Source organism: Sphingomonas sp. OTU376, assembly GCF_038440415.1.
Taxonomy (GTDB): Bacteria; Pseudomonadota; Alphaproteobacteria; order Sphingomonadales; family Sphingomonadaceae; genus Sphingomonas; species Sphingomonas kyeonggiensis_A.
In genome coordinates, this window is record NZ_JASATQ010000010.1 from 1 (window position 1) to 13622 (window position 13622).

Consider the following 13622-nt stretch of genomic DNA (forward strand, 5'->3'; position numbering starts at 1 on the left):
CCGCGGGGCCCCCCCGCACCCCGGGGGCCCCAACCCACCCCCAACCCCTCCCTTGCAGGGAGGGGAGGAAAAAGGGTGAAATTCTCCAAGCACCGCCCTTGTCAAAATCCGTTTAAGATATATCTTGTGCGCATCAAGAGTCGTACAGGAGTTATTATGCGACATCATCATTGCGGCCATCGCGGCATGCATTTCGGCCGCCGCGGCGGCTTTGGCGGGGCGGACTTCGCCATGGCGTTCGGCTTTGGCGGGCGCGGCGGGTTCGGGCATGGCGAGCGCGGCGGACGCCGCCGCATGTTCGACGGCACCGAGCTTCGCCTCATCCTGCTCAAGCTGATCGAGGAGCAGCCGCGCCACGGCTATGACCTGATCCGGGAGATCGAGGAGCGCACCGGCGGCGCCTATGCCCCGAGCCCGGGCGTGGTCTATCCGACCCTGACCATGCTCGACGACATGGGCCTGATCGAAGAGAGCAAGAGCGAAGGCGCCAAGAAGCAGTTCGCGATCACCGATGCGGGCACCGCGCATCTCGCCGAGCGGGCGGAGGAAGTGGAGGCGCTGTTCGAGCGGCTCACCCAGCTCGCCGGCATGCGGGCGCGCGCCGATGGCGGGCCGATCCGCCGGGCGATGGGCAATCTGCGCACCGTGCTGCAGGAGCGCCTTGCGGGCGAAAGCGTCGATCCCGACATGCTGCACAACGTCGCCGAGATCCTCGACGAGGCGGCGCGGAAGATCGAACGGCTCTGAGCCATGCCTCGGCTCGAACTATTGCGGCGGCGGCTCGGGATCGTGCCGCCGCCCATGGAGAACGGACACATGACCCTCACCACCTTCTCGGCCGAGACGCTGACCCCGACCGAGCATGCCAGCCGCTACCTGCAGCAGCTGTGCAAGCACTGGCAGCACAATCTCCAGGTCGAGTTCACGCCGGAGAACGGCACGGTGATCTTCCCGAAGGACGCGCGCGGCGCCAACCATCCGGGCGACGCGGTGGTGACCTTCAACGTCGCCGAGACCGGGCTCGACATCCGCATCGACGCAAGCTCGCCCGAGCAGCTCGACGGGCTGAAGGGCGCGGTGGAGCGGCACCTCGATCGCTTCGCGTTTCGCGAGGATGGGCTGAAGTATAGCTGGAAGTGAATGCTTCTTTCCCTCTCCCGCAGGCGGGAGAGGGATTGGGGAGTTATCCCCGCCGCTCGATCGTCTCAAGATACGCGTCCAGAACCTTCTGGTTGATCGCGTCCCAGACATAGGCGCTGGCGATTTCGTGGCCGGCCTTGCCCGCGGCCAGGCGCGCTTCGTGGTCCTCGCAATAATGCTGGATCGCATCGGCATAGCGGCCCACCGCGCCCGCGCCGGGCTGGACCAGCACGCCGCTGACATTCTCCTCGACCATGCCCACGGGGCCTACCGCGTGCGCGGCGACTACCGGCACGCCGGCGGCCATCGCCTCCAGCGTGACGTTGCCGAAGCTCTCGGTGAGCGAGGGGTTGAAGAACACGTCCATCGAGGCGACCGCGCGGCCGAGATCGTCGCCCGCCTGGAAGCCGGCGAACACCGCATCGGGCACGCGCTCGGCGAACCAGTCCTGCGCCGGGCCCTTGCCGATCACCAGCACCCGGTGCTTCACGCCGCGGCGCTGCAGTTCGGCGACCACCTCCGCGAAGATGTCGAGGCCCTTTTCGAGCACCAGCCGGCCGAGGAACGCGACGGCGACTTCGTCGTCCTGGATGCCGAGGCCGCGGCGCCATTCGAGGCTGCGGCGGCCGGGATTGAACCGGTCATGGTTCACGCCGCGTGACCAGATGCGCATCGGCTTGGTGACGCCCCAGCTCTGCAGCAGCTCGACCATGCCGCGCCCGGGCGGGAGCAGCATGTCGACCCGGTTGTAGAGCCGCGTCAGCATCCGGACCAGCAGCGGGGTGACGAAGCCGATCCTGTAATAGCCCGGATAGGTCTCGAAGCGGGTATGGACCGAGGCGACGGCGGCGACGTTGTTCTCGCGCGCCCAGGTCACTGCGCGGTGGCACAGGATCTCGGGCGCCGAGATGTGGACGATATTGGGCGCGAAGGCCTCCAGATCGGGCAGCACTTCCTTGATGCCCTTGGCGAACCTGTATTCGTCGCGACCGCCCGGAACGGGGAGCGAAGGCACGCTGACCAGGTCGCCGGTGGGCGGGAACGCCGGGGTCTCGGTGGTCGGCGAATAGACGCGGACCTTGACGCCCTTGTCGAGCAGATAGCCGACGAGCAGGTTCAACGCCTGGTTCGCGCCGTCGCGGACATAATTATAGTTGCCGCTGAACAATGCGACGCGGAGCTCGGTGGGCTTCATGGCGGGCGCATACAATCCGCGCGCTCGGGGAGCAAGATTGCGGCGGTGTGGCGAATTGTCGCGGCTCGGGCGCGGATGCGCGGGGTTTACAGTTGTTCCCTGATTGTTCTACGCATGCGCCATGGCGAAACTCAAGAAGCGTTATGTCTGCCAGGCCTGCGGCTCGGTCTCCTCGCAATGGGCGGGGCAGTGTGCCGATTGCGGGGAGTGGAACCAGCTCGTCGAGGATTCCGGCGCGAACGTGACGCCGTTCCAGGCGAAGCATAACCTTCAGTCCGGTGGGCGGGCGATCATGCTCACCGGGCTCAACACCGATATCGCGCTGCCCGAGCGGACCTCGACCGGGATTGCCGAGTTCGATCGCGCGCTGGGTGGTGGCTTCGTCGAGGGCTCGGCGACGCTGATCGGCGGCGATCCCGGCATCGGCAAGTCGACGCTCCTTCTGCAGGCGGCAGCCAGCATCGCCTCGCGGGGTCTCAAGGTCGCCTATGTCTCGGGCGAGGAAGCGGCGGACCAGGTGCGGCTGCGCGCGCGGCGGCTGGGTCTGGGCAAGGCGCCGGTGATGCTCGCCGCGGCGACATCGGTGCGCGACATCCTGACGACGATGGGCGAGAGCGAGCCGCCCGCACTGCTCATCATCGACTCCATCCAGACCATGCATTCGGACCTGATCGAAGGTGCGCCGGGCACGGTGAGCCAGGTGCGTGCCTCGTCCGGCGAGCTGATCCGCTTCGCCAAGGAGCGGGGAACGGCGGTAGTGCTGGTCGGCCATGTCACCAAGGACGGCAGCATCGCCGGGCCGCGCGTTCTCGAGCATATGGTCGATACCGTGCTGGCGTTCGAGGGCGAGCGCAGCCACCAGTATCGCATCCTCCGCGCCGTCAAGAACCGCTTCGGCGGCACCGACGAGATCGGCGTGTTCGCGATGCAGTCCGAGGGGCTGGAGGAAGTGACCAATCCTTCCGCGCTGTTCCTTACGCAGCGTGACGAGAGCGTGACCGGCACGGTGGTGTTCCCGGCGCTGGAGGGCACCCGGCCGGTGTTGATCGAAGTGCAGGCGCTGACCGTGCGGCTGGCGAGCGGCGCGACGCCGCGGCGCGCGGTGGTCGGCTGGGATTCGGCGCGGCTGTCGATGATCCTTGCGGTGCTGGAAGCGCGCTGCGGGCTGAGCTTCTCGACCTGCGAAGTCTATCTCAACATTGCCGGCGGCTACCGGGTGCAGGATCCCGCGGCGGACCTAGCGGTGGCGGCGGCCCTGGTCTCGGCGCTCAGCGAGCGGCCGATCCCGGCGGATGCCGTGGTGTTCGGCGAGATCGCGCTATCGGGCGAAGTGCGTCCGGTGGCGCATGGCGCGCTGCGCTGCCGGGAAGCTTCGAAGCTGGGCTTCGAGCGGGCGATGGCGCCCATGGCGCAGGTGAACGACAAGGGCGGGCTGTCGCTCGCGGGGTTCAAGTCGCTCGCGCAGTTCGTGGATCATCTGCTGGGGCGATAGGAGCAGGCGGGATACATGGTTGCCCTGGTTGCTTCCCGGCGAAGGGGCAATGATCTCCATTCACCGCCATGGGCTTGTAATTGCTTCCATTGTCATGGAATAACATATCGAAGGAGAGGCGGTCGGAGCAACCGATGCTGCGGGAATTGGCGGCCGATTGGACGCGGCCGGGGATGCTGGTGCCGACCTTGTGCGCATTGGCGCTGATGGCGGGCATCCTGGTGGCCGGCCGGGAGCCCGCGCGGACGCCGCCGCCCCCACTCGCCTTTGCCGGGCTGCCGGTGAGCGGAAACGCGGAAGGTGCGCGAAGGGCGGGCTTCACCCGCTGCGTGCGCATCGATGCGTTCCGCCTGCGCTGCCGGCGCGAACCGGTGATGCTGTTCGGCGAGGGCCCCTATGAAGCGGCGGTCGACCTGATCGGGAGCAAGGGGCAGGGCGGCTTCGCCTATCTCACCCTGTGGAAGAACGGGCATCAGGAAGCCGTGTACAAGCTGGTCGAGGCGTTGCAGCGGCAGGGCTGGCGGCATTGCGAGACCGGCAATGGGCGCTGGGGCGACCAGGATATCTATACCCATCCAGGTGCGCCGGTGCGCGTGTCGATGGACCTGAGCTATTACGGCAAGCGCCGGGTGCGGTTCCTGCCGCTGTCCAGCCCGGAACGAAGCTGCACGCCCTGGCATTGAGGGCTTTGCTTTCCGTCCCTTAGGCAGCAGAGTGAAGAGATGAAGCGAAGCACTGCCATTTCCATTGCCTCGGGCGTCGCGGTTGCGGCGATCGGCGGCATCTTCCTCTATTCGCGCGCCACGCGCCCGCCGGTGATCAACAAGAAGGTGCCGGAGCCGGCCAAGCCGGTCGATCTGACACGCTATCTCGGCAAATGGTACGAGCTCGCCCGGCACGAGAACCGCTTCGAGAAGGGGCTCGACGCGGTGACGGCGGAATATGCGCTGCTCGACGACGGCAAGGTCAGCGTGACCAACAGCGGCACGCACAACTGGCCGGACGGCGACCGCAGCGTTTCGGAAGGCAAGGCGATCGTCGCGGACGAGGAGACCGGGGCGAAGCTCAAGGTCTCGTTCTTCGGGCCGCTCTACACCGGCGACTACTGGGTGCTCGATCATGACGACGACTACACCTGGTCGATCGTCGGGGAGCCGAGCGGGCGGTATTTGTGGGTGCTGTGCCGTGACGCAGTGCCCTCGGCGGCGCTGGCGCAGACGGTGATGAAGCGGGTCGAGGCGCTGGGCTATGACCGCTGGGCGCTCAGGATCACGCGGCAGGGGTGAGGGCACCGGCAGGTTGCCTCATTTCTTCATCGTCATCCCCGCGGAGGCGGGCATCTATTCTGGCTGGCTGTAGTGAGTCTCATTGTCACTAGCGTCAATGGATCCCCGCCTTCGCGGGGATGACGGTCGTGGTTCAATCGCTGGCGCCAACCTTAGCGCCTTCCGCTCCCCCACTGCTTGAGGCATAGGAGCGCCCGGGAGGGACGTGTTCCAATGACTTTGACCGGGCTCGACATCATCGTGCTGCTCGCCATCGGCGGTGCCGCCGTGCTGGGTTTCCTGCGCGGGTTCGTCACCGAGGTGCTGGCGCTGGTCGCCTGGCTGCTGATCGTGCTGGCGCTCAAGCTGTTCCACACGCCGCTCGCCGCCGCGCTGGCGGGCGTGGTGGGGACCGACCAGGGTGGCGCGGTGCTCGCCTTCGTGCTCCTGACCGGCGTGACCTATTTCGGCGGGCGGCTGCTCGCCCGGGCGATCGGATCGCGGACGCGGGAAAGCTTCCTTGGCCCGATCGACCGCGCGCTCGGCCTCGGCTTCGGCGCCTTGAAGGGGCTTATCCTGGTGAGCATCGGTTTCCTGCTGATCGTGCTGCTGTTCGACACGGTGAGCGGCGGCCCGGCCAACCGACCGCAATGGATCACCAAGTCGACCACCTATCCGCTGCTCAACGCGACCAGCGCGAGCATCGCCGATTTCGTCGACCGCCGCCGCAAGGGCGAGCCGGTGTTCGGCGACGACGAAGGCAATGGCAGCATCGCCAATCGCGCCGAGACAAATTCTACCCGATAGGGGGTCGCGCATCGCGGCCCGGTCCCCTAAGTCGGGAGCGGAATGAACGCGCCGCTCTACAACACCGAAATCCTGCGCCTGGCGGCTTCCGTGCCGTTCGAGACGCGGCTGGAAGGGGCGATGGCCTCTTCCGAGAAGCGATCCCCGGTTTGCGGGAGCCGCATCACCGTTGACGTGAACCTCGACGAGGCGGGCCGGGTGGCCGCGCTCGGCATGGTGGTGCGTGCCTGCGCGCTCGGCCAGGCATCGGCGGCGCTGATGGAGGCGCATGCGGTGGGCCGATCGCTGGACGAGCTGGATGCGGCCCGTGACGACCTCACCGCCTGGCTGGCCGGCGAACGGGCGACCCCGCCCGACTGGCCCGGGCTCGACCTGTTCACGCCCGCGCTCGAGCATCGCGGCCGCCATGCCGCGATCCGGCTCGCCTTCGAGGCGGTAGCCGAAGCCACGCGGAAGGCGCAGGGCTGATGGATCACGCCGAGACTTCGCTGCTGGGCGAATATGTTCCGCTGCTCGGCTTTGCGCTGCTGTTCGTGCTGGTGTTCCGCCGGCTCGGGCTGGGTGCGACTTTGGGCTATCTCGTTGCCGGCGCGATCGTCGGCCCGCAGGTGCTGGGGCTGGTCGGCGATGCCGAGGGCAAGCTGGGCATCGCGGAGCTCGGTATCGCGTTCCTGCTGTTCCTGGTCGGTCTGGAGCTGAGCCCGGGGCGGCTGTGGCGGATGCGGCGCGACATTTTCGGGCTCGGCCTGCTTCAGGTGACGATCTGCGGATTGATTGTAGCCGCCATGGTGTGGTTCGCGACCGGCAGCTCGATCGGCGCCGCATTGGCGCTCGGCCTGCCGCTGGCGCTGTCCTCGACCGCGCAGGTGCTGCCGCTGCTGCAATCGGCGGGGCGACTGCGCACGCCGCTGGGCGAGCGCGCCTTTGCGATCCTGCTGTTCCAGGACCTGTCGATCGTGCCGCTGATCACGATCATCGCCGCGCTCTCGCGCAATCCGGCGGACCAGCATGGCGCGCCGGGCTGGATGCTCGGCCTGTTCACGGTGGCGGCGATCGTCGGGCTCGTCCTGGCCGGCCGCTATCTGCTGCGTCCGCTGTTCCGGCTGATCGGCAATCTCGGCGAGCGCGAGATGTTCATCTTCGCCGGGCTGTTCACGGTGATCGCGGTGGCCGCGATCATGCAGCGGCTGGGACTGTCGCCGGCGCTGGGCGCGTTCATCGCCGGCGTGATGCTGGCGGACTCGCCCTATCGGCACGAGCTGGAGGCCGATGTCGAGCCGTTCCGATCGATCCTGCTCGGCCTGTTCTTCCTTGCCGTGGGCATGACGCTCAACCTGCACGCGATCGCCGAGCGGCCCTTCTTCGTGATCGGCATGGCGCTGGCACTGATCGCCGCCAAGGCCGCGATCATCATGGGGCTGGGGATGCTGTTCGGCATGCCGCGGCGCCAGGCCTTTGCCTTGGGCGTGCTGCTCAGCCAGGGCGGCGAATTCGGCTTCGTGCTGTTCGCCCAGGCGCAGTCGGCGATGCTGATCGAGGGGCAGGCGGCGAGCATCTTCGGCGCGATCGTCACCCTGTCGATGGCGACCACGCCATTCCTGATGATGGCGACCAAGCGGCTGCGCACCGAGCCGGCGCCGAGCGCGGCGGGGCTCGACCTGCCGCGGCACGAGGGATCGAACGCGGTGGTGGTCGGCTATGGCCGGTTCGGGCAGACGGTGGCGCAGATGTTGCTGTCGCAGGACATCCCCGTCACCATCATCGATACCGATGTCGAGATGATCCAGACCGCCAACGACTTTGGCATGAAGGTCTATTATGGCGACGGCCTGCGTATCGACATGCTGCGCCAGGCGGGCGCGGCCGAGGCCGAGCTGGTGATGTTCTGCAACGACGGCGACAAGATCGACACCGAGTTCCTGGAAGCGGTGCACTATGCCTTCCCCAAGGCGACGGTGTTCGTCCGTGCCTATGACCGGCGCAGCGTCATCAAGATGAAGGGGGCGCCGGTGGGCGGCGTGGTGCGCGAAGTGCTGGAGAGCGCGGTGATGATGGCGCGCCAGGCGATGCAGGCGGTCGGCGTCGATCAGCGTGAGATCGACAAGACCGAGGCGGAGTATCGCAAGCGCGACAATGCCCGGCTCGACGTGCAGCGCGAGACCGGCGACCTGCGTGCCGGGATCGACGGGATGATTACCCATGCCAGCCGGGCGGCGGCGATCGAAGTGGACCTGGAGAGCTCGGGGTGAAGGGGCGGCCCTTCCGCGAGCGGATGGGCTTTGCGCTTGCGGGCATTCGCACCGGCTGGGCGCGCGAAGCGAGCTTCCGCAGCCAGGCGCGGCTCGCGGCGGCGTCGGTTGTCGCGCTGCTGGTGCTGCGGCCGGCACCGGTCTGGTGGGGGCTGGTCGCCATATGCTGCGCGATCGTGCTGGCGCTCGAGCTGGTCAATTCGGCGATGGAAGCAGTGATCGACCTGCTCCATCCCGGCATCCATCCGTCGATCAAGGTGGCTAAGGACATGCTCGCCGGCGCGGTGCTGGTGATGAGCTTTGCGGCGCTGGCGGTGGGGATAGCGATGGTGGTGGCGAGTGGACCCGGATTTCTGAGGGAGATGGGGCTTTGAGGATCGTGGCGGTGCTGGCGGCGCTTTCGGGCGCGGTTGCGGTGGCGGCAGGCGCGTTCGCCGCGCATGGCGCGAGCGGGCAGGCGGCGGAATGGCTCAAGACCGGTGCGCATTACCAGCTGATCCACGCCGTCGTGGCGCTGGTCGCGGTGCGGATGGGCGAGCGGATCTCGCCCTGGCTGTTCGTGAGCGGCGGCGCGTTGTTCGCCGCGACGCTCTACGCCATGGCCTTCGGCGCCCCGCGCTGGTTCGGGGCGATCACGCCGATCGGCGGGGTGGCGCTGATCGCCGGCTGGCTGTGCCTGGCGCTAGGCGCGTGGAAGCGGGCGGCCTGAGCGTCGCCGATTTCATCCGGGAGCGGCTGCCGCTGCTGCCCGTGCCCGGCATCCCCGAGATCATGCTGCACAAGGCGGTCCCGGCCAGCGGGCTGGGGCGGCTGGCTGCGCGGGACGACGCGTTCGGATCGCCCTATTGGGCCTATTACTGGCTCGGCGGGCTGGCGCTGGCGCGGTTCGTGCTGAACCGGCCGGAGACCGTGGCCGGGCGGCGGGTGCTCGATCTGGGCTGCGGATCGGGGCTGGTGGCGATCGCGGCGGCAAAGGCCGGGGCGGCAGGCGTTCTGGCGGCGGATGTGGACTCCTATGCCGTGGCGGCGACGCAGGTGAATGCGGCTGCGAACGGCGTGGTGGTCGAGGTGGCGCTGGGCGACCTTACCGATGGGCCGGTGCCCGATGTTGACCTGATCCTGGCAGGGGATGTGTTCTACGATCCCGCGCCCGCCGCTCGGGTCATGCCGTTCCTGGCGCGGTGCCGGGCGGCGGGAGTCGAGGTGCTGGTCGGCGATCCGCGGCGGGCACCGTTGCCGGTGGAACGGTTGCGGGTGCTGGCGGAGTATGCGTTCGCCGAGACGGATAGCGGGGTTATGCGGGCCAGCGAGGTTTTTGCGTTCGATTGAGCCAAACCGTCATGCTGAACTTGTTTCAGCATCCAACTCTCCATCGGCGATATTGCCTGAGGCGCGTTGGACCCTGAAACAAGTTCAGGGTGACGGTTTGGTTTGGGTAGGCCGCTGGCGTCAGTCGTTCGCCCCCACGATCTTCGCCACGCCGGCGGCTGCGTTCGGGTGATACCCGGCCTTCGCGCCCTCGTAGAAGCGCAGCGCGATCGGCTTGCCCCAGTCGCCCTGCGCCATCAGGTCCTTGTAGATCGGGTAGATCAGCAGGCCGCGGCCGACGCGCTTCACGAATGCCTCGATGCTGGGCAGCGCCGGTTCGTAGCGGTTGGCGATCGCCAGTTCGGCCCAGGCCGAGCGGACATAGGCGTTGTTCGATGCCGACAGGCCGAGCGTCTCGTCCAGTTCCTTGAGGCGCGCGGGCGTCTGCTGGCGGGGCAGGCCGTTGAGGAAGCGCAGCCATTGCTGGGTCGCCCAGCCGGTCGGCTGGACCGCACTCGCCGGGCCGCCGGCGTTGAACGCGGCGAGCTTGGCGTCGACCGCCGCCAGCGTCGCCGACGTGACGTGCACGGCATTGTCGGGCAGGCCGGCCTGATAGGCCCAGCGATCGAGCTCGAGCTTCGCCTCAAGCGCCTTGTCGCCCTTGATCAGGTTGGCGCGCAGGTCCGCCAGGAAGCCGGCGGTGGTCTGTGGCTGGAAGGCGTGACGATCGAAATAGGAGCGCAGATAGGCGTCCCACTTCGCCCGGCCCACCGCCGCCTCGATCGTGCGCAGGAAGGTCGAGCCCTTGAAATAATCGAGCTGGCCGAAGGTCGCGCCGGGCTCGCCGTGCAGGCGGGTGGTCGGTGCATCCTGGCCGCCGGCGTTCTTGATGTCGCGCACCAGCCCGTCCCAGTCGAGGTCCGAGTACATGGCGGCGCGCTCCTTGCCGTAGACCGCCTCCATGATCCGGTTCTCGAAATAGGTCGTGAAGCCCTCGTTGAGCCAGGAGTCCGACCAGGTCGCGTTGGTGACGAGATTGCCCGACCAGCTATGCGCCAGCTCATGCGCGACGACGTCGGTGTTCGAGCGATCGCCGGTGATGATCGTCGGCGTCAGGAAGGTTAGGGTGGGGTTCTCCATGCCGCCGTACGGGAAGCTCGGCGGCAGCACGAGCATGTCGTAGCGACCCCAGCGATAGGGGCCGTAGAGTGCCTGGGCGGCATCGATCATCTTCTCGACATCGGCGACTTCGTGCGCGGCGGCATCAAGCTGACTCGGCTCGGCCCAGACACCGGAGCGCGGACCCGTCGCCTTGAAGGCGAGGTCGCCCACGGCGAAGGCGATCAGATAGGGTGGCACCGGCCGGTCCATCTTGAAGCGGAACTGGCGCTTCTGGTGCGGGACCAGCGTGCCGGTGGCGCCGTCGAGCCGATCGCCGCTCATCACCGCGACGAAGCCGTCGGGCACGGTGAGCGTGGCGGACCAAGTCTGGCGGATGCCGGGGCTGTCCTGGGTGGGAATCCAGCTGCGATTGTTGATCGGCTGGCCCTGGCTGAACAGGTACGGCACCTTCTTGCCTGCGGTCAGCTCGGGCGGGAGCCAGCCGAGCGCGCTGGCGCCGGGCTTGGTCCTGTAGCGGATCAGGATCTGCTTGTTGCCCTCGAGCTGTACGGTGAGCGCCGAGCCGAGGCCCGTCTCGGTTTCGCGCGGGCCGATGGTGAAGGGCAGAACCTTGCCCTTGGGGCAGGTGACGCTCTCGATCATCAGGTCGTCGACGTCGAGCACGATCTCCTTCGCGCCCTTGGCCGCCAGCACGTTGAGCGTCGCGACGCCCGACAATGTCTTGCTGGCGAAGTCGACGTCGAGGTTGAGGTCGACATGGGTGACGCGCGCCACTTCGGGCTGGGCGTGGGTCCATACGTCCTTCGCCTCGGGCGTGGTCAGGATCGGGGCGGGCTTGCCGGTCTGGGCGGCGGCGGGGGCGGCGATCAGCATCGCGGCGGCAACGGGAGCAAGGATGCGCATGGCCGCGTGCTAAGCGGATCGCGGCTGAACGGCAACTGAGTGGAGACGATGCCGGCCCGGCCATAGACGAAGGCGACCTTCGCCAAGGTCACTGATCGAGCATCTCCCGCACCTTGGCGGCGAGGTCGGTATAGGTGAAGGGCTTGGGGAGGAGCTGCACGCCCGGATCGAGCCGGCCGTGATGGACGATCGTGTTGCGGGCATAGCCGGTGGTGAAGAGGACCTTGAGCGCGGGGCGCTTTTCCTGCGCTTCGGCGGCCAGCATCGCGCCGGTCATCCCGCGCGGCAGGACGACATCGGTGAAGAGCAGGTCGATCGGGCCCTGCTCCGCATCGAGCGCGGCAAGCGTGGCAGGGCCGTCACCGGCTTCGATTACCCGGTACCCCAGCTCGCGCAGCACCTCGACCGTGTAGGCGCGGACATCGTCATTGTCCTCGCACACGAGGATCGTCTCATGGACCTTGCCCTGGGGCGCGATCTCTGCGGCGGGGGCTTCGGGCGCATGGGCCTGGCCGTAATAGCGGGGCAGATAGATCTTCACCGTGGTGCCGTGGCCTGGCTCCGAATAGATGCGGACATGGCCGCCGGACTGGCGGATGAAGCCATAGACCATCGACAGGCCCAGCCCGGTGCCGCGGCCGACTTCCTTGGTGGTGAAGAAGGGCTCGAAGGCGTGGGCGAGCGTGTCCGCATCCATGCCGGTGCCGGTGTCGGACACGCAGATCACGACATATTGGCCGGGCGCCACTTCGCTGTCGCGGGCGGCATAATGGGCGTCGAGATGGGTATTGGCGGTCTCGATGGTGAGCTTGCCGCCCTCGGGCATCGCGTCGCGCGCGTTGATCGCCAGGTTGAGCAGCGCGTTCTCGAGCTGGTTGGCGTCGATCTCGACCGGCCAGGCCCGGACATCGGGCGCGAACGCCACCTCGATCGTCTCGCCCAGACTGCGATGGAGCATGTCGGACATGCCGGAGATCAGCCGGTTGGGATCGACGCGCTCGGGCGCGAGCGGCTGGCGGCGGGAGAAGGCGAGCAGGCGCTGGGTCAGCATGGCCGCGCGCTGCGCGCCCTGCATCGCCGCGTCGGCCGCGCGCGCGAGGCGGGGCTGCTCGGGCGACAGGTTGCGCTGGAGGATATCGAGATTGCCCGTGACGACCTGGAGCAGGTTGTTGAAATCATGCGCCACGCCGCCCGTTAGCTGCCCGACCGTCTCCATCTTCTGGGCCTGGCGCAACGCCGCCTCCGCGGTCTCGAGCGCTTCTGCCGCTTCGCGTTCGGCGGTGATGTCGCGCGCGACGCAGTAGAGCAGGTTGCCTTCGGGCGCGCTCGTCCAGCTGAACCAGCGATACTCGCCGTCCTTGCCGCGCAGGCGGTTCTCGAAGCGCCAGGTCGGCTCGCCCTGCTGGAGTTTGGCAAGCTCGGCGCGGGTGCGCTCCAGATCGTCGGGGTGCTCGATCCATTCGGAGGTGCGGCCGGTCAGTTCCGCCTCGCTCCAGCCCAGTATCTCGGTCCAGGCCGGGCTGGCGTTGCGCCAGATGCCCTGGCTGTCCGCGATCAGGAACGGGTCACGGGCGAGCGTCCAGAGCCGTGCGCGGTCGGCCAGCGCCTCGCGCTCGGAAAGTACCCGGCCGGTCGTCTCGCTGACGATGCAGAGCACGCCGCCGACCGATCCGTCATCGTCGAACACCGGGGAATAGCTGACGTCGAAATAGACGGTCTCGCCGCGCCCCTGGTCGCGCTCGATGTAGAAGGGGCGGTCCTTCGCCCAGAAAGTCTCGCCGGTATCGCGAACGCCCTGGAGCAGGGGGCCGAGATCGTCCCACAGCTCGCCCCACCAGATCCGCGCCGACTGGCCCAGCGCATGGGGGTGCTTGTCGCCGATCGTCGGGGCATAGGCATCATTGTACAGCGCGCAGAAATCCGGACCCCAGAACATGACGATCTCGGCACGGGCGGGCAGCATCATGCGTACGGCGGAAGTAAGCGCGTTCGACCAGGTGGAGACCGGGCCGAGCGGCGATTCGGTGCCGATGGCGGCAGTCAGTCGGCCCAGCTCCCCGAGCTTTTCGAAACTGTTCGTCTGGAAGATCGCCGTGGCCATCCGCGTCCCGAGGGTTGGTCTCGTTGCGCAGGCGAAATCT

Annotated in this window: 14 protein-coding genes; 11 read left to right on the forward strand and 3 right to left on the reverse strand. The window is 67.8% G+C overall.

The genetic code is table 11. The features are described from left to right. The first annotated feature begins 156 nt into the window (after window positions 1-156). A complete protein-coding gene (locus tag AAHM44_RS06415; RefSeq protein WP_446745961.1) occupies window positions 157-747 on the forward strand; it encodes a PadR family transcriptional regulator in 591 nt (196 codons plus the stop codon). A 69-nt stretch (window positions 748-816) separates the two neighbouring features. Beyond that, a complete protein-coding gene (locus AAHM44_RS06420) occupies window positions 817-1140 on the forward strand; it encodes a DUF2218 domain-containing protein (RefSeq protein WP_269574695.1) in 324 nt (107 codons plus the stop codon). A gap of 43 nt (window positions 1141-1183) precedes the next feature. Here AAHM44_RS06420 and AAHM44_RS06425 read toward each other — a convergent pair whose 3' ends face one another. Further along, window positions 1184-2335, reverse strand: a complete 1152-nt coding sequence (locus AAHM44_RS06425; RefSeq protein WP_269574696.1) for a glycosyltransferase family 4 protein — start codon at window positions 2333-2335, stop codon at window positions 1184-1186. A gap of 121 nt (window positions 2336-2456) precedes the next feature. Between AAHM44_RS06425 and radA the strand changes: the two genes are divergently transcribed. The 9 genes from radA to AAHM44_RS06470 all read left to right on the forward strand — a co-directional run bounded on the left by radA (window position 2457) and on the right by AAHM44_RS06470 (window position 9477). Next, complete coding sequence (radA, locus tag AAHM44_RS06430; RefSeq protein WP_269574697.1) at window positions 2457-3827, forward strand: DNA repair protein RadA; 1371 nt, start codon at window positions 2457-2459, stop codon at window positions 3825-3827. Between the two features lie 134 nt (window positions 3828-3961). Beyond that, on the forward strand, window positions 3962-4510 hold the full coding sequence (locus AAHM44_RS06435; RefSeq protein ID WP_269574698.1) for a hypothetical protein: 549 nt from the start codon (window positions 3962-3964) through the stop codon (window positions 4508-4510). A gap of 39 nt (window positions 4511-4549) precedes the next feature. After that, a complete protein-coding gene (locus tag AAHM44_RS06440; RefSeq protein ID WP_269574699.1) occupies window positions 4550-5113 on the forward strand; it encodes a lipocalin family protein in 564 nt (187 codons plus the stop codon). Window positions 5114-5326: 213 nt separating this feature from the next. After that, entirely contained in the window at window positions 5327-5899 is a 573-nt protein-coding gene (locus tag AAHM44_RS06445) for a CvpA family protein (protein ID WP_269574700.1), read from the forward strand. Window positions 5900-5941: 42 nt separating this feature from the next. Further along, window positions 5942-6367, forward strand: coding sequence for an iron-sulfur cluster assembly scaffold protein (locus AAHM44_RS06450; RefSeq protein ID WP_342249436.1), 426 nt, complete (start codon window positions 5942-5944; stop codon window positions 6365-6367). Continuing rightward, on the forward strand, window positions 6367-8148 hold the full coding sequence (locus AAHM44_RS06455; RefSeq protein ID WP_269574702.1) for a cation:proton antiporter domain-containing protein: 1782 nt from the start codon (window positions 6367-6369) through the stop codon (window positions 8146-8148). The genes AAHM44_RS06450 and AAHM44_RS06455 overlap by 1 nt, the downstream gene beginning before the upstream one ends. After that, entirely contained in the window at window positions 8145-8522 is a 378-nt protein-coding gene (locus tag AAHM44_RS06460; protein WP_342249437.1) for a diacylglycerol kinase, read from the forward strand. The genes AAHM44_RS06455 and AAHM44_RS06460 overlap by 4 nt, the downstream gene beginning before the upstream one ends. Further along, window positions 8519-8857: a DUF423 domain-containing protein gene (locus tag AAHM44_RS06465; protein WP_342249438.1), complete on the forward strand. Its 339-nt coding sequence runs from the start codon at window positions 8519-8521 to the stop codon at window positions 8855-8857. The genes AAHM44_RS06460 and AAHM44_RS06465 overlap by 4 nt, the downstream gene beginning before the upstream one ends. Beyond that, window positions 8839-9477, forward strand: coding sequence for a class I SAM-dependent methyltransferase (locus tag AAHM44_RS06470; RefSeq protein ID WP_342249439.1), 639 nt, complete (start codon window positions 8839-8841; stop codon window positions 9475-9477). Before AAHM44_RS06465 ends, AAHM44_RS06470 begins: the two co-directional genes overlap by 19 nt. Before the next feature lie 120 nt (window positions 9478-9597). On the opposite strand, the gene AAHM44_RS06475 is transcribed toward AAHM44_RS06470, so the two are convergent. Both AAHM44_RS06475 and AAHM44_RS06480 read right to left on the reverse strand, forming a co-directional pair. Then, window positions 9598-11481: a M1 family metallopeptidase gene (locus AAHM44_RS06475; RefSeq protein WP_342249440.1), complete on the reverse strand. Its 1884-nt coding sequence runs from the start codon at window positions 11479-11481 to the stop codon at window positions 9598-9600. An 88-nt stretch (window positions 11482-11569) separates the two neighbouring features. Then, entirely contained in the window at window positions 11570-13582 is a 2013-nt protein-coding gene (locus tag AAHM44_RS06480) for a hybrid sensor histidine kinase/response regulator (protein WP_342249441.1), read from the reverse strand. Window positions 13583-13622: the final 40 nt, after the last annotated feature.

What these genes read in the sequence shown, in the direction of transcription:
- AAHM44_RS06415 (WP_446745961.1), top strand. Translation starts at nt 157, where the DNA reads ATGCGACATCATCATTGCGGCCATCGCGGCATGCATTTCGGCCGCCGC.
- AAHM44_RS06420 (WP_269574695.1), top strand. Translation starts at nt 817, where the DNA reads ATGACCCTCACCACCTTCTCGGCCGAGACGCTGACCCCGACCGAGCAT.
- AAHM44_RS06425 (WP_269574696.1), bottom strand. Translation starts at nt 2,335, where the DNA reads ATGAAGCCCACCGAGCTCCGCGTCGCATTGTTCAGCGGCAACTATAAT.
- radA (WP_269574697.1), top strand. Translation starts at nt 2,457, where the DNA reads ATGGCGAAACTCAAGAAGCGTTATGTCTGCCAGGCCTGCGGCTCGGTC.
- AAHM44_RS06435 (WP_269574698.1), top strand. Translation starts at nt 3,962, where the DNA reads ATGCTGCGGGAATTGGCGGCCGATTGGACGCGGCCGGGGATGCTGGTG.
- AAHM44_RS06440 (WP_269574699.1), top strand. Translation starts at nt 4,550, where the DNA reads ATGAAGCGAAGCACTGCCATTTCCATTGCCTCGGGCGTCGCGGTTGCG.
- AAHM44_RS06445 (WP_269574700.1), top strand. Translation starts at nt 5,327, where the DNA reads ATGACTTTGACCGGGCTCGACATCATCGTGCTGCTCGCCATCGGCGGT.
- AAHM44_RS06450 (WP_342249436.1), top strand. Translation starts at nt 5,942, where the DNA reads ATGAACGCGCCGCTCTACAACACCGAAATCCTGCGCCTGGCGGCTTCC.
- AAHM44_RS06455 (WP_269574702.1), top strand. Translation starts at nt 6,367, where the DNA reads ATGGATCACGCCGAGACTTCGCTGCTGGGCGAATATGTTCCGCTGCTC.
- AAHM44_RS06475 (WP_342249440.1), bottom strand. Translation starts at nt 11,481, where the DNA reads ATGCGCATCCTTGCTCCCGTTGCCGCCGCGATGCTGATCGCCGCCCCC.
- AAHM44_RS06480 (WP_342249441.1), bottom strand. Translation starts at nt 13,582, where the DNA reads ATGGCCACGGCGATCTTCCAGACGAACAGTTTCGAAAAGCTCGGGGAG.